This is a genomic window from Shewanella submarina, from assembly GCF_042646185.1.
GTDB classification, from domain to species: domain Bacteria; phylum Pseudomonadota; class Gammaproteobacteria; order Enterobacterales; family Shewanellaceae; genus Shewanella; species Shewanella corallii.
This window is the reverse complement of sequence record NZ_JBHRTD010000017.1, coordinates 589257-610388: the sequence shown is the minus strand read 5'-3', so window position 1 is coordinate 610388 and position 21132 is coordinate 589257. Positions and strand designations below refer to the sequence as shown.

The window sequence follows — 21132 nt, the reverse complement described above, 5'->3', positions numbered from 1 at the left end:
GTCTAGACAGTAAAGCTGGCTTTTACCTCTTGCATTACCCCACCGAGGCTGCGTCCGGGCCGTTGAGCTTAATTCGCAATTGAGTCAGCCACTGTTCCAGGGCGTTGAATGAGTGGATGCTAATTTCAAGCGCTGAGCTGGCAAGTTCACTGGCCTGGTCAAGGTCATTCTCCTGACAGGCCCGCTCAACCCTGCGCATGGCCTGGCACAGTGAGGCGCAGCCATGGGCGGCTGCACTGCTGCCAAGTGTGTGACCCTCAAACTCGAGGATTTGAAAGTCTCCCTCAAGCAGGGCAGTTTCGAATACTCTCAGTCGTTGGTGAGAGTCCTGAATATAGAGGGTAAGCAGTTCAGGCAGAACTTCTGCGCCAATGTCGTCGGCAAGCTGTCTGAGCGCTTCTGTATCTATCCAGTCATCAGTGTTGCCAACGCCTGCAGCGTCGTCTGAACTGTCCTGATCCTGGAGCAGAGCTTTAATGTGTTTAGCCAGGGTTTCTCTGTTAGTGGGTTTGGCTATGTAGTCGTTCATGCCAGCGTCCAGGAATTTCTCCTTGTCACCGGCAAGAGCATGGGCGGTGAGGGCGATCACCGGCAGATCTCCGTAGGGTGAGGGCATTTTTCTTAACTTTTGGGTGGTTGTCATGCCATCCATGCCGGGCATTGAGATATCCATTAACACCACATCAGGCCTTCGGGGGAGTTGCTCACTGTCTCCCTGTTCTTTGTGGGCATGAAGGAGTTCAAGGGCGGTAAATCCGTCGTTAACGATCACAAAATCAAAACCCGCCTTGAGGAGTTGATGCTTCACAACCATACAGTTTGCCAGGTTATCTTCCACGACCATCACCATGGTCTTCTGAGCTGACTCTGGCATATCAGAGGTTTTAGGCGCTGATAGCCCTGAGTCGGCTTGTGCATCTATTGGTTTTGGGTGTTCAATCAGAGCTCCTGGCTCTGTTGCAGGCTGGCATTCGGTCAGCGGGATAATGATAGTAAAACAACTGCCGACTCCCTGTTCACTTTGTACCTCGATTTCACCTCCCATCAACTTCACCAGTCTTGCACTGATGGCAAGGCCAAGGCCGGTACCTTCTTTGCTGCGTGAGTAGCTTTGATCCGCCATGGTGAACTCATCGAAGAGGTGAGGTAGTAACTCAGGTGCGATGCCAATGCCTGTGTCACGAATGCGACAAACCAACATCAGACGATCATTTTCTCCACACTGGCTGGTGGCACTGAGAGTGACAGCGCCTTCCTGAGTGAATTTAATGGCATTGTTGGTGATATTCATCAGGATCTGAGCCAGTCGGTCCGGATCGCCCGACACCCACTCAGGCAGATCTTCAGCAAGCCTGATGTCCAGTTGGATATCTTTGCGATTGGCGAAGGGGGTCAGAAGTTCCGCGGTCTGCTGCAGATTTTGAGGCAGGTTAAATGCGTGATTATCCAGCAGCAGATTACCTGACTCCATACGGGAGAAGTCGAGCACGTCATTAATGATCGACAGCAGCATATTGCCGGATGTTTTGGCGGTGTTGACCACCTCTTTCTGGTCGTCGCTCAACCCGGTATCTTCAAGCATGGTCAGCAGGCCCAGCACACCATTGATAGGAGTGCGGATTTCATGGCTCATAGATGCCAGGAAGCGGCTCTTACTGACGCTGGCACGCTCGGCATCGACTTTCGCTTGCTCCAGAATGGCCTCATACTGCTTTTGCTTGGAGATATCTATCAGGTGGAATACATAGTGAGTCGCTTTGTAGTTAGGTCCCTGTACCGCTGATACAGTCGCCAGTGCCGGAAAGCTGGCATCACCGCGCTTTATCTGCACTTCGCCTTTCCAGCGTCCTTTTTCCCACAGCTTTATCCAGATGCTGCGCAATGTGGCTTTGTCGTTGCTGCGACAGGCAAGGTGTCGGACATGCTGTCCAAGAATGGTTTCCTCGTCCAGTCGGGTCATATCCAAAAACGCCTGGTTACAACGAATCACCTTGTAGTTCAGATCTGAGATAAACATGGCATCACTGCTGGAAAACGCATGAGCGGCGAGCTTGAGTTCGGTTTCGGCTTTATGTTGTTCGCTCACATCTCTGACGTGGGCAATAAACATGTAGCCTTCATGGGTGTGAACCGCCGAAATACAAAACTCCATGGGAAAGATCTCACCATTTCGTCTCTTGGCGGACAGGGTCAGTCGTTGGTCGAGCACCACACTTTTACCCGACTCCAGAAAACGGGCAAAGCCTGCTTTATGGGGCTCTTTATATTGGTCCGGTATGATGAAGTCAGTCATGGGACGATTAAGGACTTCCTCTTTGCTGTAGCCAAAAATCCTTTCTGCAACCTGATTAAACTCGACGATATGCTCCTGTTCGTTAATGGAGATAATGCCGTCCAGTGAGGCATCCAATATCGCTTTTTGCTTAATTCTCTCTTCCTGTAATTTGTTGTTGGTATCTTTTTGCTTTACAAGGTTTTCCTGAAGCTTTTCCTGATCCAGTTCGAGGGTTTTGGACATACGGTTCAGGGCTTGCTCCACTTCGCTGAGCTCATCATGCCGGGTGATGGTTAACTGTTGTCCCGGGCCTGTCTGGGAGATTTTCTCCAATCCATCTCTGAGTTCTTTAAGCCGGGTCTGAATACTGCGGCTGTAAAGCGTGACCGCAAATATCACAAATACCAACTGGCCTGCTGCGAGCGCAGTGATAAACAGTGTGGAAAGCGGGCCATCACTGGCAGGGAGCACGGTGGCCAGGGTAATGAAAGCGATTTCCAGTAATATGGCGGCGAGTATGATTTTAAGCTTGAGACTCATGCAAAACCTCCGGCGGTCAGGATGCTTTTTCAATCAGGATAAGGGTGGCATCGTCATCTGCTTTTGAACCTGCGTGGCGGTCAAAGCTGTTCATGCATTGGGTTATGGCGTCATCAATGTCCAGCGACAAAGTATCTGAGAGGGCTGTTCGCATCACGGTTTCAAGGTTCTTTCGGCGTTGAGCCGTGCCACCGGATTCAAATATGCCGTCTGTGTAAATTGCCAGTCTTTCCCCTTTGGATAAGGTCACAGTTGCTTCTCCAAAGCTGGCATCAGGCAAGAGACCCGGAAGGGGGCCCTGACAGTCCAGAGGCTCCAGCTCTGATGGCGTAATTCGTAAGGGTGAGGGGTGACCTGCACAACTTATAGTGATGCTTCTGTCCGTGAGTTGACACACGCAGCATGTCATCAGGGTTTGGCTCAGAATCTTATCCCGGGCAGCCGCTGCTGAGATTTGATGCTGGAGCTTGGCGGATGAGGTATTGCCCAACTGGCTCTGACTTAGAATGCCTCTGAGATAGCCTGCATAGGCATATGAAAAGAATTTGGATTCAATGCTGTGACCCAGAATATCCACCAGCATCAACACCATGCCGGAGGGATGATATTCAGTCAGGACAAAATCACCACCGCCACTGCCTGCGGAGCGAGAACCATAGGCAATACGCCAGCCCGAAATTCGACCAGGCATACTGGGTTGGAGAGCCGCTGATATGGTTTGGTTAAGGTGTTCACTCATACAGGCGCATATTTGTTCTGACCGATTCAGCACCCGTTGTATGGTGATAAGCAGCTGTGACTTGGTGACAGGTTTTGGAAGCAGATCGTCAATACCCAGGCTGCAGGTATCATCTGATTTGTCGCTGTGGGTGATAAAAATAAAGGGAATCAGCTTATGATTGCTTTGCTTGTTCAGTCTGTCTCTTAACGTCAGGCCGTTCATGCCTGGCATATTGACATCGGAAAGGATCAAATCCACATGATGTTGTTCAAGCAACTGCAGGGCGTGAGTACCATCATTGGCAATCAGCACCCGATAGTCATCTTTAAGGTAGGCCTGCAGCAACCTTTGCTGGCTGGGATCATCCTCTACCAATAATACGGATTTAGCCGGTTGAGTGTTCTGCTTGTGGCGCCACAGCAGCTCTGTGTGGTTTGGGCTGCCGGGACGATAACTTTGCTCATCGACATAATGAGATATAAGAGACAGCCCCCTTCCTCCAGTAGCGTCCATATCTTCAGGTTGCAGATGAGGGACATGCTGGCTGTGCCAACTTCCCCCGTTGTCTGAGATCAGGATTTTCCAACCTTGCCGGGAACGGGAGAGCTTTACGCCAAGTTCTGTTGCTACAGGCTGACTGTGACGGGCGATATTGGTGGCCAGCTCGGAGAAACACAACAGCATGTGTTGGATCTCGGTGGGGTCTGGGAGCTCCTGCTTAAGCACTTTTTGCATCAGCAGCCTGACATCCCTTATTTCTTCAAGGTTGCAGGGGCGCTGTTCGTTGATTAGACAGGTTTCCATAATCAGATCCCCAACGAAATGAACTTATTGTTGAACAGCCAGCGTTTGATTTTTTGCTGCCATTTGGGTGAATAGGGCTCCAATCTGTCGGCTTCTCTGAGCATCTCGGTACGCAGACAGGGATTGTTTAGGTCATTGATGATACAGCCACCTATATTCGCCTCTGCCTGCTGCAGAATTTCACAGGCTTCTGTCACCATGGCTTTGGTCGTAACCCCTGCCATGATCACCATCAGGGTCTGATCACAGGCACTGGCAATCACATCAGCAGGGATGTTGTTGGCGTTGTTTCTGAGCAGGGGAGAGGTGTCAAAGATGATAAGGCTGTACTCCTCCTGCCATTTTGTGATCAGTTTTTGCAAAAATTCAGGACGTCTGAGCGCCATAACTGACTCTTTACAGCGGGGAGCGACAATGCCATTAAATGCCAGGCTTTCTCCTGTCAGGGTGACCAGGGTTGGAGTAAAGAACTCCTCATGCTCGAGCAGTCCATGATCTTCCAGCCCGGGACGGAACAGGTTGAAATCCACTACCAGAACAGTATTGCCTGCGAGCAGATGCCGCTGAGCAATGGCGGTTGCCAGAGATGTTGTGCCTTCTCCCGGGTTGGCTGAGGTTATTGCTATTGAGCGCACATGCAACCGATTCAACTGGCTGTAAATATGCTCAATTTCGGTATTCGTCGGAGGCAATAACATCAGAGCGTCCCCAATAGTGCGATACCAAGGATCAGCTGCATGGCATCCTGGAAAGTATTGGAAAAAGATTGGCTCTTTTCTGGTACAAAGACGGTATCTCCGGCCCTGATCACAGGCACGGCTCTGTAGTCCCCGGTTTTAGCAAATTCCAGCAGGTTGAAACTGCTGGCCTGACTTTCACAGCAGGTGAGGTTCACCACGGTAATACGTTCTATATATGCGTTGTCGCGGGTACCGCCTGCTTCAGCAAGCAGGTCCAGCAGGGTCATATCATCATCGAATCTGTAACGGCCGGGCTTATTGACGGCACCCAGTACTCTGATGGTTTCTGAGGCAGGTTCTTCCAACCATTGTCTGTTTTTCTCGGGAACATAGATGGTATCGCCCGGCAGCACCTGGGGCAGTATCTGCTCATCGCCGGTTTCGAAGTAGCGGGCAAGGTTCAGATGACTGACCATGGCATGTCCCTGACTTCTGTGGCTGACACGGATATTTCTCAGGTCAGCATCTTTGGTGGGGCCATCGGCGGCGGCCAGAATATCGAGAAAATGCAGCTCTTCAGTAAAACGGTAACGTCCGGGGGCACCGACCTGACCGAACACATAGATTGAGCTGTCGCTGCTTTGGCGAACCCACTGGGATTTATTGTCTCTGGGGTCATCGGGCAACTTGTGAACTCTGACCGTGCTGCCAGCCTGCACAAAGGGCAGGGCTGAGTCCGGCATACCTTGTTTAATAAAGGTATCCAGATTGAAGTCAGTCTTGCGGGTACCGCCGCGACCATCCGGTGTCACTATCTCAATCTTTGCGGTATCTGCCTTGGGGTTGGGGCCACCTACATGGGCCAGCAGATCCATCAGGTTCATCTCAGGCGACCATTCAATACGTCCGGGCGCGACCACTTCACCCATCACCCGAACGGCTCTGTCCGGCGCAACCTTGAGCCAGGACTTTTCATTCATATCGGTTTTTTCCGGAACAAAGATAGCGTCGCCGGGCTGGATTGTGGGCAGCTCCTGGGAAATAGTGCCTTCGGTATATCCTGCAAGGTCAAACTTTTGCACTTTACCGTCAGCTTTAATGACCCGGATCTGACGGGATTCGGCAAAACGTGTGGGGCCACCGGCATTGGAGAGAATATCCATAAAGCTGGCATTGGGTTTACTTTCGAAAGCTCCCGGCTTTTGTACTTCACCCATCACATAAACGGTGTTGGCACCGGATTTAATCTCCTCTTCCTGCTTTGGCACAAAAATGGTGGTGCCGGGAACCATAGGGGGAAGGAGTTTTTCATTGCCGCTGTCCAGATAGCCTTTCAGGTTAAAGAGTGCAGGTTCGCTGCCTGCGATCACCCGGATTTGCTCAACACTGGCATAGCGGGTCACGCCACCGGCGCGCATCAGCAGGTCGACCAGGGTTACGCCATCTTTGTAGGAGAAGCTGCCGGGGCGATTAACCTCACCAAACACTTTTACCGCGTCTGAATCATCTGCTGCGTCACCACCGTCGGCCAGATTTGCCGGATCGAATGTCTGTTCAACGTTTCCTATGATGGGTGACGCGGGGACAAAGATAACATCCAGTGACTTCAGTGCCGGCAGCATCTCCATATCCCCTGAATCCAGAAATGCTTTGTAGTTAAAGGTGCTGCTTTCCCCCTCACGCTTGAGCTGAAGTTTGTCCAGCTGTGCGCCGGGCCTCAGCCCATTGGCCGCGTGGAGCGCCATTTGCACAGTGGCATTGGCGGGCAGGGTAAACTCGCCGGGTTGTTGTACATAACCCTGAATGCTGATTAACAGCTGGCGCTTGTTGATGTACACCTGCAGGTTGGACAGATCCCTGAATATACTGGCCAGTTGAGCACTGACTTTTTCCTGCAGTTGCTCTTCCGTCAGTCCTTCCACTTCGACTGCGCCCACTTCGGGCAGAATAATTCGGCCCTGACGATCAATCTGGAAGCTTTTATTCAGTTCGGACTCACCTGGCAGAAACACATTTATCTCATCGCCAATCTGGGTCAGGTAGTCCTCTTCTGCCAGCGCTACTGGTGACAGGAACATTAGCAGTGTAATCAGCAGGCTCACGCAGCCAAAGGAGTATGCAGAAGGCTTCATTGTGCTTCTCCTTTGCCTGTGGCGCCTTTACCTGTGGCGGGGGCCAGCTTGGTTTCAATTACAGCTATGGTGACTCTGCGATTGGTCAGGCGGATTTCGGGATGTGTGCCTTTCAGCAAAGGGTCTGTTTCACCGACTGAGTCCAGGTGTATCTGGCTTTCATCCAGGCCGAATATCATCAGATAGCGTTTAACCTGTTCGGCTCTGGCGTTGGCCAGCTGGAAGTTGTAATCCAGGCTGCCCTGATCATCAGCATGACCTGTGATAAGCAGCGAGTATTGAGGCATCAGCTTGAGTCTGGCTGCGGCGGCGGCCAGATGGCCGATAAACTTTGGATTGAGTTGGAATGAGTTGACGGCGAACTGATTGTCCTGATTCAGCAGGCGACTCAACTCGTGAGTCACATTGCCTGAGTCGATCAATCCTTCAAGGTCTTTCTCGGGCAGGACACATTTGCCGTAACGGGTGGCATCCTTAAGGCGCTTGTCCAGGCGGTGCAGTAACTGACGCTGGGCAATAATATCTGTAGCCGCATCATAAAGCAGTCCGCCCTGAAGTTGGCGGACTATGCGTCTCTGATTCAGCTCTGCCTGAACGACTGTGGCGGGAAAACAAAGCTCAGCACCCTGAAGAATCAGAATGTTAAGCTTTCTGTCAGTGAGTTCCCATTCCATACGAAGACCCTGTTCGGGTCCCATATCCCCGTTGCTTTCAACAGGGTAAAGATCTGCGGGGAAGAGTTCAGCCATTCCTCCACCTGCGTATTCCGGCCAGGTTGTACAACCTGACAGACAAAGCAATAGCGTTAGCCCGCAGATAGTCGTTCTCATAAACTTTCCCTGTATGTCGAAGTATGTTTCGTATGCACAGGTATCGCGCTGCTGATCCTCAGCAACTCCATCAGCTCAAGGGGCTGACCCGATACATTGTGAATACTGATAGCGCGATTAATTTCTTTCAGTCTTTTATAAAGATAGACGATTGCGCCAATACCAGAGGAATCCATGAAGTGGACCTTATCCAGATCCATTACCACCTCATTGTTCTGTTCCAGCTTCAGGATATGCTCGACGACATCTTTAATATCGCGGCAGCCCAGTGCATCCATATCACCATCGATTGAAACAGTGACCAGTTGGTTATTGGTGGTTTCCAGTTTGATATCCATTTTGCTACCTCGCATTCGGGTGTTTTTGCATCTGCCATGGATAAAGCGTCTTCTGTGCCACATTTGGAATTTTCAATAAAAACAGTGTGGTAAATAATCTTGGGCTGTTTTTATTGCTTGTGTTTTGCAATTTGCATTGCAGGATCTCTGCACTTCTCCAATCTGTAATTCCTTGAACTAGACTTTGTTTATTGCAAACGTAGGCTCCAAACCGGGTTTAAACGATGGCGGATAAGACAGGATTGGAACAGGTAAGCTCTGTGGTGGCGATTGGCGGTGGTCATGGGCTGGGCAGGGTACTCAGTGCGCTGTCTTTTTTGGGTGACAGGCTGTCCGGCATAGTAACCACCACAGATAATGGCGGCTCGACAGGACGTTTGCGACAGTCGGCAGACTGCATTGCCTGGGGTGATTTGCGTAACTGTTTGTCCCAGCTTTGCCCTCATCCCACATTAAACTCAGTGCTGTTTGAATACAGGTTCAGTGACCGCGATGAATTGGCGGGGCATTCGCTGGGTAATTTGATGTTGTATGCCATGGATCAAATGTCGGTGCGCCCGTTGGAGACCATAAAGCTGGTGTCCGGCATGTTGGGCGTTGAGGCAAATCTGTTTCCCATGTCTGAGGAACCAACCAATATGGTAGCTCTTGGACCGGATGGCCGGGCGGTATGGGGGGAATTGGCTGTGGATGAAATGGCTGCAGCCCCCGGTTTGCTGGCGCTGTCTCCTCAGGTTAAGGCAACTGCAGAGGCATTGGAGAAACTTCAATGTGCAGAGCTTATTGTGCTGGGGCCGGGAAGTTTTTACACCAGTATCATTCCGCCACTGTTGATCCCTGAAATTGCACAAGCGATTCAACATTCAAAAGCTCAATTGGTATTTATTGATAACCTACGGCCGGAAGGCACGGCCGCCGATTGTTTGGCGCTGACATCGCGCAGGACGATGATCACTGACATCCTGACTGGTCGAAGTCCTGATATCACTTTAGTACATGCAGACACCACAGAAATGGTGGAGCAGGGGACGGATAAGGTGTTTCGCACAGGGTTAATCGGTGCTGTGGATGATGGACTTCATGACAGAGCGTTATTGAAGCAGGCTCTGGAGCGGATTGTGATTGAAAGGTAAAAAAGAAAAGCCCCTGATAAAAGGGGCTTTTTGTTAAAGTCTTAGTGACGTTTTGCTTTATGCGGCCTGATGTTGATTACCGGATACCGGCACATTGGCGCGCAGTGCTTCAGGGTCAAAGTCATCGACGTTGATAGACTTCATTCGACCGATTTCAGCCCTTTGCAGCAGGGCGATTTCATCTTCACTCAGTACGCCCAGTGCACGTCCCTCTTCAGCGACTTTATCCAGCCACATGAAAGGCAGTTTCTTACCGCTTGCCTTACAGACTTTGTCGTACAGTGGCTCACTGGCCAGAATGTCCAGCAGGGTCTGTTCCTGAATACCAACTATGTTGTTCTCACAGTTGGTCCAGAACTGGCCCTTGCCCATACGGTCACGGCTTTCACAAGGGGTTTGCATGATTTTGGCCACCTTGTGGTCCAGCACATCACTTGGACGCTTAAGTGGGCGACCCAGTGGCAGAATAACTGCACGCAGTACAATACCCAGGCCCATAGGGAAGTTGTCCAGCAACTCATCCAAAGAAACCTGCAGGTTGTACAGTGAATCTTCAACAGCCCATTGCAGCAGCGGCAGATCCTGATGCTGACGACCCTCATCGTTAAAGCGCTTCAGAGTAGCTGATGCAAGGTAAAGTTGGCTGAGCAGATCACCCAGACGGGCAGAGATACGCTCTTTACGCTTGAGGTTACCACCCAGAGTAGCCATAGCCAGATCACTCAGCAAAGCCAGGTTGGCACTGAAGCGGTTCATATGCTGATAGTAACGCTTGGTCTTGTCACTGTATGGAGCATTGGAGAAACGGGAACCGGTCAGACCCAGCCAGAAGCTGCGTACCAGGTTAGAGGTAGTGAAACCTATATGACCAAACAGAGCTTTGTCGAAGTCGGTCAGTCCCTGATGTGGATTCGGATCGAAGGCGGATTCCATTTCGGCCAGTACATATGGATGACAACGGATAGCACCCTGACCATAGATGATCATTGAGCGGGTCAGGATGTTGGCACCTTCTACTGTGATGGCGATAGGTGCAGCCTGATAGCCACGACCCAGATAGTTGTTGGGGCCAAGACAAACACCTTTACCACCGTGGATATCCATAGCGTCGATAACACACTTCTGCATTCTGTCGGTCAGGTGATACTTGACGATAGCTGAGATAACAGAGGGCTTTTCACCCAAATCGATACCTGTGGTGGTCAGAGAGGTCACGGCATCCATCAGGTAAGCGTTACCACCAATGCGTGCCATTGGCTCCTCAATGCCTTCCAGCTTACCGATAGGCAGTTTGAACTGGCGACGGATACGGGCATAGGCACCAGTTGCCAATGCTGCAGTCTTAATGCCACCGGCAGAGTTGGATGGCAGTGTGATACCGCGGCCAACGGACAAACATTCAACCAGCATACGCCAGCCCTGACCGGCCATTTCCGGGCCACCTATGATAAAGCTCAGAGGGACAAAGACTTCGTTGCCTCGGGTGGGACCGTTCTGGAACATACAGTTCAGCGGGAAGTGACGGCGACCGGTTTCAACTCCGGCGATGTCTGTCGGGATAAGGGCACAGGTGATACCCAGGTCTTCAGTGTCACCCAGCAGATGATCAGGATCCTGCAGTTTAAAGGCCAGACCCAGTACGGTAGCAACCGGAGCCAGGGTGATGTAGCGCTTGTTCCAGGTTAGCTTCATACCCAGTACTTCTTCACCTTCCCACTGACCTTTACAGACGACGCCAAAGTCAGGGATTGCACCGGCATCTGAGCCAGCTTCAGGGCTGGTCAGTGCAAAGCAGGGGATTTCCAGCCCCTGTGCCAGACGGGGCAGGTAGTGGTTCTGTTGCTCTTCAGTACCATAGTGTTGCAGCAGTTCGCCCGGGCCAAGAGAATTGGGAACACCTACTGTAGATGCCAGCTCACTGGAAACGCCAGCCAGCTTTTGCAGCACCCGTGACTGAGCGTAGGCAGAGAACTCCAGGCCACCAAACTTCTTCTTGATGATCATGGCGAAGAAGCCATTGTCTTTCAGGTACTGCCACACTTCCTGAGGCAGATCCGCCATTTCATGGGAAACCTGATGCTGATTCAGCATCTTGCACACTTCCTCAACCGGTCCATCGATAAAGGCCTGCTCCTCGGCGCTCAGACGAGGCGCAGAGTAGTTGTGCAGTTTTTTCCAGTTGGGATTACCAGAGAAAAGATCCGCTTCCCACCAAGTGGTGCCGGCTTCAATGGCTTCTTTTTCAGTGGAAGACATTTCAGGCATGATGCCGCGGTACATCTTCAGCAGCGGGCGGGTAATCACGCTCTGGCGGAACTGAGACAGGTTCAGTGGCAGGGCGATGGCGGCGAAAATCAGCCAGGCGAAGAAGCCGGTAATATCCAGCGCTGTGCCAACGATCATTACGACGGCGGCTGCTATGGTGGCTGTGAGCAGAGATACCCTGAGGTATGCACTGGCACCGAGTACCACAAGCAGAGCCAGAATCCAAAGTAGGCTAGTCACGGTAATTCTCCTTAATCTCGATGACCTGGTGTCGGTTTTTGGCACCTGGACACTGGTGTGAATGTTATGGGTCTGTACTAATTATAGCTGCTGGTCAGACCTGTGTTTCAGGTAAGTTAAACTTTCACCCATTCGATCTCAAGGTTTTTTCAAACAATTGTTTAAAAAATTTATCCTTCTTTATTACCTTTCAAGTGATTACAATTTTGCGAGGTTAAGCAGTAAAGGCAGGTATTATTCATGTGTGAGTTGTTGGCGATGAGCGCCAATGTGCCGACGGATATTGTGTTCAGTTTTACCGGTCTGGCAGAGCGGGGAGGACGAACCGGTCCTCACGTTGATGGTTGGGGCATTACTTTTTATGAAGGCAAAGGCAGCCGAACCTTCAAAGACTCAGGCCCCAGTTGCGAGTCTGAAATCGCTTCCCTGATAAAATCCTATCCTATCAAGAGTGAGGTGGTGGTCAGCCATATTCGTCAGGCCAATCGTGGGGAGGTGAATCTGGTCAATACTCATCCTTTTACCCGCGAGTTGTGGGGACGTTACTGGACCTATGCCCATAATGGTCAGCTAAGTGATTACGAAGGCAAGTTCGTTTCAACCCGCTTTCAGAGCGTGGGCAATACTGACAGCGAAATGGCCTTTTGCTGGATAATGCAAAAGATAGTGGATCGATTTGGTGATACGTCGCCTGAGCAGATGAGTGATGTGTTTGCCTATGTGGCCACCCTGGCAGATGAAGCGCGTCAGTTTGGGGTGTTCAATATGTTGCTCACAGATGGTGAATACCTGATGAGCTACTGCACCAACAACTTGTGTTACATCACCCGCCGCGCGCCGTTTGGCAAAGCCAAACTGATCGACACGGATGTAGTGATAGATTTCGATAAGGAAACTACACCCAACGATATCGTGACAGTGATCGCCACGCGACCACTGACCAATAATGAAGAGTGGAATATCCTATCTGCCGGAGACTGGCGTCTGTTCCGACTCGGTGAGGTTTGTGCCGGCAGTTGATGTTGGCTTTGCTGCTGGGTCGTCGGCGTAGTGATAATTGAGCAGTTGGATATCCAGCTGCTTATCCCCCTTTTCAAAGTGGGTGAGGCGTACCGGTAGATAACTCAGGTCTGGCGCCATCCAGAAGAAGGTCTGACGTTTCTTTTTGGGATCTCTGACCACCTCAATTTTTACTGTGTCGTATACACCACTCTCCAACTTGAGCCTTTCTTTCCCCAGAATTTTAAATTCATAGTCATCTATCTCGTTGCTTTTGACCATGCTGTAATCCAGAGGCTCTTTTCCTGCTGAGATATCCAGACGGAACTGGAGTTGAACCATCAGAGGATCGAACAGGGTATCGCTGTATTCGAACTTGCCTTTCTCGTCTTTATAGCGGGTATACACATTACCCTGCTCCCGGGCGAAGGCAGTTTGTTCTCTGAAGTTGGGTCCAGTGCCTTCTCTTTCGTGCATATAGCGAATGGGCAGCAACTTTTGTGGCTCAGTGGTATCACGGGTAAATTCGCTGCGAAGATGGCGCACATCTGACAGCACCAGCAGACTCAGGGCACTGTCGAAGTAGTAGTTGTAAATCCCCGTATCTGTCGGGGCCTCCAGGCGATAACGTCCTTTGCCAAGTTCAATATCACCATAAAACACTTTATACTCAGCGGTATGCGGGGTGAGCGGGGTTTGGCCCCATGCCTGTGGTGCGGCAAGGGAAGTGGCCAGTAACACTAAACTCGAAAAGTACCTGGGCAAAGGCGACTCCTCCTGTTCTACGTCTAAAAAGGTAATGCCATCAGCAGTGTCATCAGATCAGGCTGCCAGCCATACTTTGACAAATCGATTTTGCCTTGGTTCACAACGACACCCTCAGTTCGTAAACGGGACATCTGTTCACGATAGGGTTCACTGTCTTTGGGCAGAGAAACCTTTCCCTGACTGTTGACCACCCTGTGCCAGGGTAACGTGAGTTGTTGAGGGGCTTCTTTTAATGCCCGGGACACATATCTGGCTCTTCCCGGCAATCCGGCGAGATCTGCCACCTTGCCGTAACTGCACACCTGACCCTGAGGTATCATGCCTACAACTTGCCAGATCCTGGCCTTGGGTGACAAGTTTTGCTGATTTTCCATTGATTTCCTTGTTTCGATTAAGCCGATCGCCTTGTGATACTTGGATGTAAATCGGTTTTAAGTAATAATGCCCGCGATTTTTTGTTAACCAGAGTGTATTAGTGCATGGCAGTATTGGATATTTTACGTATTCCTGACGAACGTCTTAAACGCAAGGCTCAACCTGTAAAGGAGATTGGAGCCGTTCAGGGATTTATCGATGATATGCTGGATACCATGTATAGCACCAGCGATGGCATAGGTCTGGCCGCCACTCAGGTTGGCAGTACCCATGCTGTTATTGTGATTGATCTGTCGGAAAACCGCGATCAGCCCATGGTGATTATCAATCCTGAAATCGTTGAGCAGGAAGGTGAGTATGAAGGTGAAGAGGGCTGTCTGTCCGTTCCCGGTTACTATGCCAAAGTGAAAAGATTCCAGCGTGTGAAAGTGGTATCTCTGGACCGTGAAGGCAAAGAGCAGATCTTCGACACCGATGAGTTCCTGGCGATTGTGCTGCAGCACGAAATCGATCACCTGAACGGTAAAATCTTTATTGAGCACCTGTCCTCGCTGAAGCAGCAGATGGCAATGAAGAAAGTACGCAAGTTTAAATAATGTTGTGAATTAAGGCGTTATAAACAAAAGCCGGGATAGCGATTCCCGGTTTTTTTGTGTCTGTAACTCAGCCTTTTGATTGCTCTTTGGGCGTTCAGGCTCCGAAAATATTGTCACTGGCCATAAATCGAATATACTGTTTATATACACAGTATATGTACTAATGGTCATTCTATGTCTGCATACTCTCTTAACCAACTGCTGGAGCGTCAGGATCTCTGGCTGGGCCAACAATGGCAACAGGCTGATAAGGCGTCTGGTTATTCAACAGGTTTTGCTGAGCTGGATGCTATGCTGGCCGATGGTGGCTGGCCGGATCATGGTGTCTGCCAGTTGTTTGTTTCTCACCCCGGACAGGGAGAAATGGGTCTGTTGTTGCCATTGCTGAGACAGCTGACAGCTGCTGATCTTGGGGATGACAGACATATATTGCTGGTGGGCGGAGAGTTTCAGCCCAGTAGCCAGTACCTGGTGCAGCAGGGCGTGGATATTGAGCGCCTGTTGTGGGTCAATACTCAGGATAAGAGTGAACAGCTGTGGGCGCTGGAGCAGGGAATTAGCAGTGATGCCTGCCATCTGGTGATCGGTTGGGCCGACAGCCTGTCTATCAGTCAGGCCCGTCGCCTGCAGCTGGCCTGTGAAAAGCATGGCGTACTGACAATACTCCTGATGCCTTTATCTCAACAGGAGGAGCCGCATCCTGTCACCCTTAAATTGTCGTTAACTCAGCAAGCCGTGCAAACAGCAAAGTCATCAGGGCAGCAGCTTAAGGTGCTTAAGCGTCGTGGTGGCTGGCCGGCAACGCCTCTGTGGCTGGATCTGTTTTCCCCCCAGTTACAGCTTGCACTGCAAGGTCTTGGCTTGAGTGGTGGTTATGCTGAGAGTGTGTCCCATCTTGCGTTATCAAAACAGGTTTCCATTGAGTCTCATCATGCTTGTTTGTCTCCGGCAAGGAAGGACCGGGCGAGTACCACACAGCTTAAGGCCCACACTCAGCCTCAAACCAATTCCAGCTCCTATTCAGCTCAGCTGCTTCAAGGCCCCTGGCAGAGTGCAGATACAGAGCCTGCAAATGCCAATATTCTTGGATTGCACCAGAGCTGATCTCTATGTTGTGGTTGGCTGTCTATTTTCCCGGGTATCTGTTGCAGTACCTGAAATCCCGCCTGGATCTCACTGAAGATCTGCGTCCATACGCTTTGCATAACGACAAGGGCGATATTCTGCTGTGCGATGCGCGCGCAGCCCTTGTTGGTGTTGAGGTGGGGCAGAGCGTCGCGACGGCCTGCTCTCTGTGCAGTGAGTTGCAACTTCTTCTCTTCAATCCGGGATCAGCCAACTCTCAGGATGCCGATTCTTCGACTCAGGCCGTGGAGTGGTTGTGTCAGTGGAGCTATGACTTCAGCGCCCGGGTTGTGCCTTTGGTGTGCAGTCTTGGGGAAGAAGCCTCTGTCTCCGGGAGCTTGGTTTCATCCAAATCCTCAACAAAAGCTAAATCCCGGGCTGTATCCAGTCAGCTCGGGACAAATATAGTGCCGGATACTCTGCTGCTGGAAGTCGGCTCTATGGGCAATCTGTTCGGTGGCCTGGATGGTCTGATAACGGCCTACAAACAGCGCGCTGGTGAGCTGGGGCTTGAGTGCGTATTGGCGCTGGGCCATACACGCCTGAGCGCGGCATTACAAACCCGCCTGAGCTCTTCATTTGACTCCGGTTCATCCGGGATTAGTCCATCTCTGGCGATTTCGTCTGAGATTGCTTCATCTACGACTGTTTCATCTGGGGCTGGTGGGGAGAGTAGAGAGCAAAAACGCAGTCTGAGTGATGAACTTTCTTGCCTGGATAAATTAGCGCTGAGCCATTATCCGCTTGAGGGCGATGCACTCTCGCGTCTTGCCGGTATGGGGATCACCACCCTGGGGCAACTCAGGGCCTTGCCAACTGCAGAGCTGGGAAAGCGGTTCGGAACAGGCTTATTACTCAGCCTCAGGCGGCTGGATGCCAGCATGCCGGATCCCTGTGATTACTATGAGTTACCCCAGCAATATCGTCGTGAGCTGAACCTGCTGCATGAAGTTGAGCAGTTTCAGGGCTTACTGTTTCCCCTGGGGCGTCTGTTTGCTGAGCTGGAAACCTATTTACGTCAAAGACAGCAGGCAGTACTTAATCTGTCTTTGTATTTGAAATACCGTGATCGGGATACGCCGCCTTTGGTGTTAACCCTGAATTATCCCTTTGCCGAGCACAGAGCCGATGGCTTGATGGCGCTGTGTCGTCTGCAGCTTGAGCGTCAAACCCTGTTTCAGCCGGTAACGGATATCGTGCTGGAGGCGCTCCGCTTTGTGGAGCCCGCCAATATCAGTGCCAGTCAATCCAGAGCCTTGGGGCGGGATGGCAAACAGGGGGACATTCGTCGCCTGCAGGCAAGCTTACAGGCACGGCTGGGGGATGCCTGCGTACTTAAACTGACGGTGGCCGATGCCCATCTGCCGGAACGCGCCAATCTGGCTTTACCTGCAACTCAACCGCCAGTGCAGCAGGCGAACCCTTTATCTTTGCATGCCTGCCGTCCTTGTTGGTTATTGCCTGAGCCTTGCGAGCTTGAAGCCAGTGAAGTGGTCTTACTGAAAGGGCCGGAGCGTATCGACTCGCCCTGGTGGGAGGATAAGGCTGTCAGTCGGGACTACTATCTGGCCCGTCATCAAGGCGGTTACTGCTGGGTTTATCGCACGGCTGAGGGCTTGTTTCTGCAGGGGTGGTTTTGATGTACGCCGAGTTATACGCCCGCTCAAACTACAGCTTTCTAAAGGGGGCATCTCATCCCCATGAGTTGGTTGAGCAGGCCCATAAGCTTGGATATCAGGCGATAGCCCTCACCGATGAGTGCTCCTTTGCAGGTGTGGTCAAGGCACATATGGCGGCGAAGGCATGTGGCATCAAGTTGATTGTAGGTGCTGAGTTTATTCTGCCGGAAGGTTGCTTTGTGCTGCTGGCAACCAATCGTAAAGCCTATGGTGAGATCAGCGCGCTTATCAGCAAAAGCCGACGCAGAGCCGAGAAGGGCAGTTATCAACTGAGTCTGGATGATCTGCTTGAAGGCTTAACTCAGCCTTTACTGCTGTTTAAACCCTCCTGGCCGGAAGTCACGCTGCTTGCCGGTAGTGACTGGTCGAAGAGTCAGGCTGAGTATCAGGCGGAGATAGAGGCAACGCTTGAGCGCATAAAGGAATATTGGCTGGGCCGAAGTTACTGGTTGATGAGTCGCAACCTGATCCCGGGAGAGTCTGCTGTACTGGGTCTTTGGCAGCAGTTAGCCGGTAAATACCAACTACCCTGCGTGGCGGCCGGCGATATTTTGATGCACAGCAAACAGCGGCAGATGCTGGCCGATGTGCTGGCTTGTATCCGTCACGGCTGTAGCTTGCAGCAGGCGGGTAGCCGTGTGATGACCAACAGTGAAAGATTGCTTAAGCCGCTTGAGTCGTTGGAGAAGCGGTATCCGGCCGATTGGTTGGCCAATACGCTGGCCATCAGTAAGCGGTGTGATTTCAGCCTGGATGAGCTCAGATATGAATACCCGGCGGAAATTATCCCGGAAGGCTTAAGTGCCTCAGAGTACCTGCGTCGTGAGGTTGAAGCCGGTGCCAGAAGACGTTTTGGTAACACCATACCGGAAAAGGTACGGCTTCAGTATGAGCGTGAGTTGGAGATTATCAGCGAGCTTTCCTATGAGTATTTCTTTCTGACTATTTACGACATAGTCCAGTTCGCCAAATTTCAGGGAATACTCCATCAGGGCAGGGGCAGCGCTGCTAACTCAGTGGTCTGTTTCTGTCTCGGGATCACTGAGGTGGATCCCACCAAGGTCAATATGCTGTTTGAGCGCTTCATCTCCAAAGAGCGGGATGAGCCACCGGATATTGATGTGGATTTTGAGCACGAGCGCCGGGAAGAGGTGATCCAGTATATCTATGGCAAATATGGCCGGGAGCGGGCAGCATTGGCCGCGACTGTGATCAGCTACCGTTTTAAAAGTGCCATGGGAGATGTGGGCAAGGTGCTGGGACTTAGCCAGGGGAGAATTACCCAGCTGATTAACGGTATCGACAGGCGTGACCCCGAGTTTTCCTACGTAGCTCAGCTGTCACGTCAGTCCATGCTACCCACCGAAGGGTTGGGGCGCTTTTTGCTGCCTTTGGTCAGTGAGCTGATTGGTTTCCCCCGTCATCTGTCTCAGCATGTTGGTGGCTTTATTATCTCCTCCGGGCCTTTGTCTGAGCTGGTGCCGGTAGAAAATGCCGCCATGGTGGACCGCACTGTTATTCAGTGGGACAAGGACGATCTGGAAAGTCTGGGGCTGCTTAAGGTCGATGTGCTGGCATTGGGTATGCTGACCGCCATTCGCAAGTGTTTTCACTTGCTGGATAAACATGGCCCTGCACCGGGACAGGCCCTGATAGCAGGTAACAGACGAATAGACAATATGAGCCTGTCCGATGTGGTGTGGGAACAGCCTGAAGTTTATGAAATGCTCAGTCGCGCCGACAGTATTGGGGTCTTTCAGGTAGAGTCCCGCGCCCAGATGTCCATGCTGCCCAGGCTCAGACCCAAATGCTATTACGATCTGGTTATTCAGATAGCCATCGTTCGTCCCGGACCTATTCAGGGGGATATGGTGCATCCTTTTCTGTTGCGCCGGGATGGTAAAGAAGAAGAGAGTTATCCCAGTGAAGAAGTTCGACATGTGCTGGAGCGGACTCTGGGCGTGCCTATTTTTCAGGAGCAGGTGATCCAGCTTGCCATGGTCGCAGCAGGCTTTACCGGTGGTGAGGCGGATCAGTTAAGACGGGCCATGGCAGCCTGGAAGCGCACCGGACAACTGCAGCAATTCGAATCCAAATTGCTGAATGGTATGGCCGAGCGTGGCTATAAAACTGAGTTTGCCCAGCAGGTGTTTAACCAGATTAAGGGCTTTGGTGAATATGGCTTTCCTGAGTCCCATTCAGCCAGTTTTGCACTGCTGGCGTATGTGTCGGCCTACCTTAAACATCATTATCCGGCGGCTTTTTGCTGTGCCTTATTGAACAGTCATCCTATGGGCTTCTATTCGCCCTCCCAGTTGGTGCAGGATGCCCGTCGTCATGGAGTCAAAGTGCTGCCTGTCTGCATCAACCACAGTCAGTGGGATCATACGCTTGAGGCTCTTGATGGTGTTTGGGCAATACGGCTGGGCTTTAGACAGGTAAAAGGCGTCAGTGGTAAGGGGATAAGCGCTTTGCTGGATACCCGGCCTGAGTCAGGCTTCAGTGGATTAACCGCTATTAGATCTTTGCTGCCAGCCAATGAGCTGGAAGCCCTGGCCGATGCCGACGCATTCGCTTGCCTGGGGGGGAATCGCCATCAGGTGCGCTGGGCGCTGTCTTCCGGCTGGCTTGGACTGCAGCAATCTTTGCCCTTGTTTGAAAAAGAGCTTGAAGATGTGAGCTTGGATGGCAGCAAGCATGAGGCTGAGATAGCTATGCCTGTACCCGGTGAAATTCAATCCATGGTAGCGGACTTCGGCCGTTTGGGCTTATCCCTTGGGCGTCATCCCATTGCCATACTCAGAGAGCAGGGATTGCTGATAGGTTGTCGCAGTGCGGTGGAGTTGCATGAGTGTCGTCATGGGCAGATTGTCACTGTGGCCGGTGTGGTAACCGGACGGCAAAGGCCGGGCACTGCCTCCGGGGTTACCTTTATTACCCTGGAAGATGAAACTGGCAATACCAATGTGGTGGTATGGTTGGCGACGGCCAGAGCTCAGCGACAGGCGTATTTGCTTGCGAATATTTTGAAGGTGAGTGGAACCGTTGAAATAGAGTCAGGCGTAGTGCATTTGGTGGCCGGGAAACTGCAGGATATCTCAGATGCAGTGACCACATTGGATGTTAAATCCAGAGACTTTAGGTGAGTCAATGCAGTTGTATTTAAAGCAAGGTCTTTGTTATACCTATGTGGCAAAAATAAGTCGTGTCTAAGGGGAATACGGGTTACGTGGGGCTAAATTAAACACAGCTTGTAAGTCCGAGTTCTAGCTCTAGCTATTTGGGATTAGTTTGTACGTAGCAAGCTTATCATTTTCTATATTTTTTGCCCTCCATAAACGAGTAGGTCTTTAGTTCCGTTAGTGACAGTTTAAAACCCACTTTTGAATAATTGCATCTTTGGCAACATGCTGAAACCATACTCAGAGCGTGGCACTAATGTGCTACATCGGTGAGGGAAGAGCACCTTCGGCCGTGCGGTAGCCATGACAAAACACGGCAGCTTATATTTGCTTAGACTCACTAACCTGGTCAATTCAACCTGTCCAGAGGACTCACGGTGCGAATGTCATAACCCGCCTGTAATAGATGTGTCGCACAAATTCAGCGGGACTGAATTTGAACAGCTCCGC

At 51.3% G+C, this 21132-nt stretch carries 15 protein-coding genes; 6 read left to right on the top strand and 9 right to left on the bottom strand.

The genetic code is table 11. The features are described from left to right. Positions 1–34: 34 nt before the first annotated feature. From ACFOE0_RS16620 to ACFOE0_RS16595, 6 genes are all read right to left on the bottom strand, one after another. Complete coding sequence (locus ACFOE0_RS16620; RefSeq protein WP_248936286.1) at positions 35–2815, bottom strand: PAS domain S-box protein; 2781 nt, start codon at positions 2813–2815, stop codon at positions 35–37. A gap of 16 nt (positions 2816–2831) precedes the next feature. Continuing rightward, on the bottom strand, positions 2832–4340 hold the full coding sequence (locus ACFOE0_RS16615) for a SpoIIE family protein phosphatase (RefSeq protein ID WP_248936285.1): 1509 nt from the start codon (positions 4338–4340) through the stop codon (positions 2832–2834). A gap of 2 nt (positions 4341–4342) precedes the next feature. Next, positions 4343–5038 (bottom strand): hypothetical protein, encoded by a 696-nt coding sequence (locus ACFOE0_RS16610; RefSeq protein WP_248936284.1) that lies wholly within the window; start codon positions 5036–5038, stop codon positions 4343–4345. Then, positions 5038–7152, bottom strand: a complete 2115-nt coding sequence (locus ACFOE0_RS16605) for an SLBB domain-containing protein (protein WP_248936283.1) — start codon at positions 7150–7152, stop codon at positions 5038–5040. The genes ACFOE0_RS16610 and ACFOE0_RS16605 overlap by 1 nt, the downstream gene beginning before the upstream one ends. Continuing rightward, positions 7149–7901 (bottom strand): OmpA family protein, encoded by a 753-nt coding sequence (locus ACFOE0_RS16600; RefSeq protein ID WP_248936282.1) that lies wholly within the window; start codon positions 7899–7901, stop codon positions 7149–7151. The genes ACFOE0_RS16605 and ACFOE0_RS16600 overlap by 4 nt, the downstream gene beginning before the upstream one ends. 77 nt (positions 7902–7978) lie before the next feature. Continuing rightward, positions 7979–8320: an STAS domain-containing protein gene (locus ACFOE0_RS16595; RefSeq protein WP_248936281.1), complete on the bottom strand. Its 342-nt coding sequence runs from the start codon at positions 8318–8320 to the stop codon at positions 7979–7981. Positions 8321–8544: 224 nt separating this feature from the next. Here ACFOE0_RS16595 and yvcK point away from each other — a divergent pair, with 224 nt between their 5' ends. After that, positions 8545–9453 carry a uridine diphosphate-N-acetylglucosamine-binding protein YvcK gene (gene yvcK / locus ACFOE0_RS16590; RefSeq protein ID WP_248936280.1) on the top strand — a complete coding sequence of 303 codons (909 nt, stop codon included), beginning with the start codon at positions 8545–8547 and terminating at the stop codon, positions 9451–9453. A 57-nt stretch (positions 9454–9510) separates the two neighbouring features. On the opposite strand, the gene fadE is transcribed toward yvcK, so the two are convergent. After that, complete coding sequence (gene fadE, locus ACFOE0_RS16585; protein ID WP_248936279.1) at positions 9511–11958, bottom strand: acyl-CoA dehydrogenase FadE; 2448 nt, start codon at positions 11956–11958, stop codon at positions 9511–9513. Between the two features lie 240 nt (positions 11959–12198). Between fadE and ACFOE0_RS16580 the strand changes: the two genes are divergently transcribed. Next, entirely contained in the window at positions 12199–12978 is a 780-nt protein-coding gene (locus ACFOE0_RS16580; RefSeq protein WP_248936278.1) for a class II glutamine amidotransferase, read from the top strand. Here the strand turns inward: ACFOE0_RS16580 and ACFOE0_RS16575 are convergent. Together ACFOE0_RS16575 and ACFOE0_RS16570 are read right to left on the bottom strand one after the other, a co-directional pair. Next, a complete protein-coding gene (locus ACFOE0_RS16575) occupies positions 12922–13722 on the bottom strand; it encodes a DUF3108 domain-containing protein (protein WP_380712374.1) in 801 nt (266 codons plus the stop codon). The two genes, ACFOE0_RS16580 and ACFOE0_RS16575, sit on opposite strands and share 57 nt — an antisense overlap. 23 nt (positions 13723–13745) lie before the next feature. Beyond that, positions 13746–14099: an MGMT family protein gene (locus tag ACFOE0_RS16570; RefSeq protein WP_248936277.1), complete on the bottom strand. Its 354-nt coding sequence runs from the start codon at positions 14097–14099 to the stop codon at positions 13746–13748. A 105-nt stretch (positions 14100–14204) separates the two neighbouring features. Here ACFOE0_RS16570 and def point away from each other — a divergent pair, with 105 nt between their 5' ends. The 4 genes from def (at position 14205) to ACFOE0_RS16550 (ending at position 20646) form a co-directional block, all read left to right on the top strand. Further along, positions 14205–14696 carry a peptide deformylase gene (gene def / locus ACFOE0_RS16565; RefSeq protein WP_248936276.1) on the top strand — a complete coding sequence of 164 codons (492 nt, stop codon included), beginning with the start codon at positions 14205–14207 and terminating at the stop codon, positions 14694–14696. 174 nt (positions 14697–14870) lie between these two features. After that, positions 14871–15800, top strand: coding sequence for a translesion DNA synthesis-associated protein ImuA (gene imuA, locus ACFOE0_RS16560; protein WP_248936275.1), 930 nt, complete (start codon positions 14871–14873; stop codon positions 15798–15800). Between the two features lie 5 nt (positions 15801–15805). Continuing rightward, on the top strand, positions 15806–17461 hold the full coding sequence (locus tag ACFOE0_RS16555) for a Y-family DNA polymerase (RefSeq protein ID WP_248936274.1): 1656 nt from the start codon (positions 15806–15808) through the stop codon (positions 17459–17461). Further along, positions 17461–20646 (top strand): error-prone DNA polymerase, encoded by a 3186-nt coding sequence (locus ACFOE0_RS16550; protein ID WP_248936273.1) that lies wholly within the window; start codon positions 17461–17463, stop codon positions 20644–20646. The genes ACFOE0_RS16555 and ACFOE0_RS16550 overlap by 1 nt, the downstream gene beginning before the upstream one ends. The last annotated feature ends 486 nt before the right edge of the window (positions 20647–21132 follow it).

Bases quoted from the DNA above. Each gene is read 5' to 3' on its own strand.
- ACFOE0_RS16610 (WP_248936284.1), bottom strand. From the start codon at position 5,038: ATGTTATTGCCTCCGACGAATACCGAAATTGAGCATATTTACAGCCAG.
- yvcK (WP_248936280.1), top strand. From the start codon at position 8,545: ATGGCGGATAAGACAGGATTGGAACAGGTAAGCTCTGTGGTGGCGATT.
- ACFOE0_RS16550 (WP_248936273.1), top strand. From the start codon at position 17,461: ATGTACGCCGAGTTATACGCCCGCTCAAACTACAGCTTTCTAAAGGGG.
- ACFOE0_RS16600 (WP_248936282.1), bottom strand. From the start codon at position 7,901: ATGGCTGAACTCTTCCCCGCAGATCTTTACCCTGTTGAAAGCAACGGG.
- ACFOE0_RS16570 (WP_248936277.1), bottom strand. From the start codon at position 14,099: ATGGAAAATCAGCAAAACTTGTCACCCAAGGCCAGGATCTGGCAAGTT.
- ACFOE0_RS16615 (WP_248936285.1), bottom strand. From the start codon at position 4,340: ATGGAAACCTGTCTAATCAACGAACAGCGCCCCTGCAACCTTGAAGAA.
- def (WP_248936276.1), top strand. From the start codon at position 14,205: ATGGCAGTATTGGATATTTTACGTATTCCTGACGAACGTCTTAAACGC.
- ACFOE0_RS16580 (WP_248936278.1), top strand. From the start codon at position 12,199: ATGTGTGAGTTGTTGGCGATGAGCGCCAATGTGCCGACGGATATTGTG.
- ACFOE0_RS16620 (WP_248936286.1), bottom strand. From the start codon at position 2,815: ATGAGTCTCAAGCTTAAAATCATACTCGCCGCCATATTACTGGAAATC.
- ACFOE0_RS16555 (WP_248936274.1), top strand. From the start codon at position 15,806: ATGTTGTGGTTGGCTGTCTATTTTCCCGGGTATCTGTTGCAGTACCTG.
- ACFOE0_RS16595 (WP_248936281.1), bottom strand. From the start codon at position 8,320: ATGGATATCAAACTGGAAACCACCAATAACCAACTGGTCACTGTTTCA.
- imuA (WP_248936275.1), top strand. From the start codon at position 14,871: ATGTCTGCATACTCTCTTAACCAACTGCTGGAGCGTCAGGATCTCTGG.
- ACFOE0_RS16605 (WP_248936283.1), bottom strand. From the start codon at position 7,152: ATGAAGCCTTCTGCATACTCCTTTGGCTGCGTGAGCCTGCTGATTACA.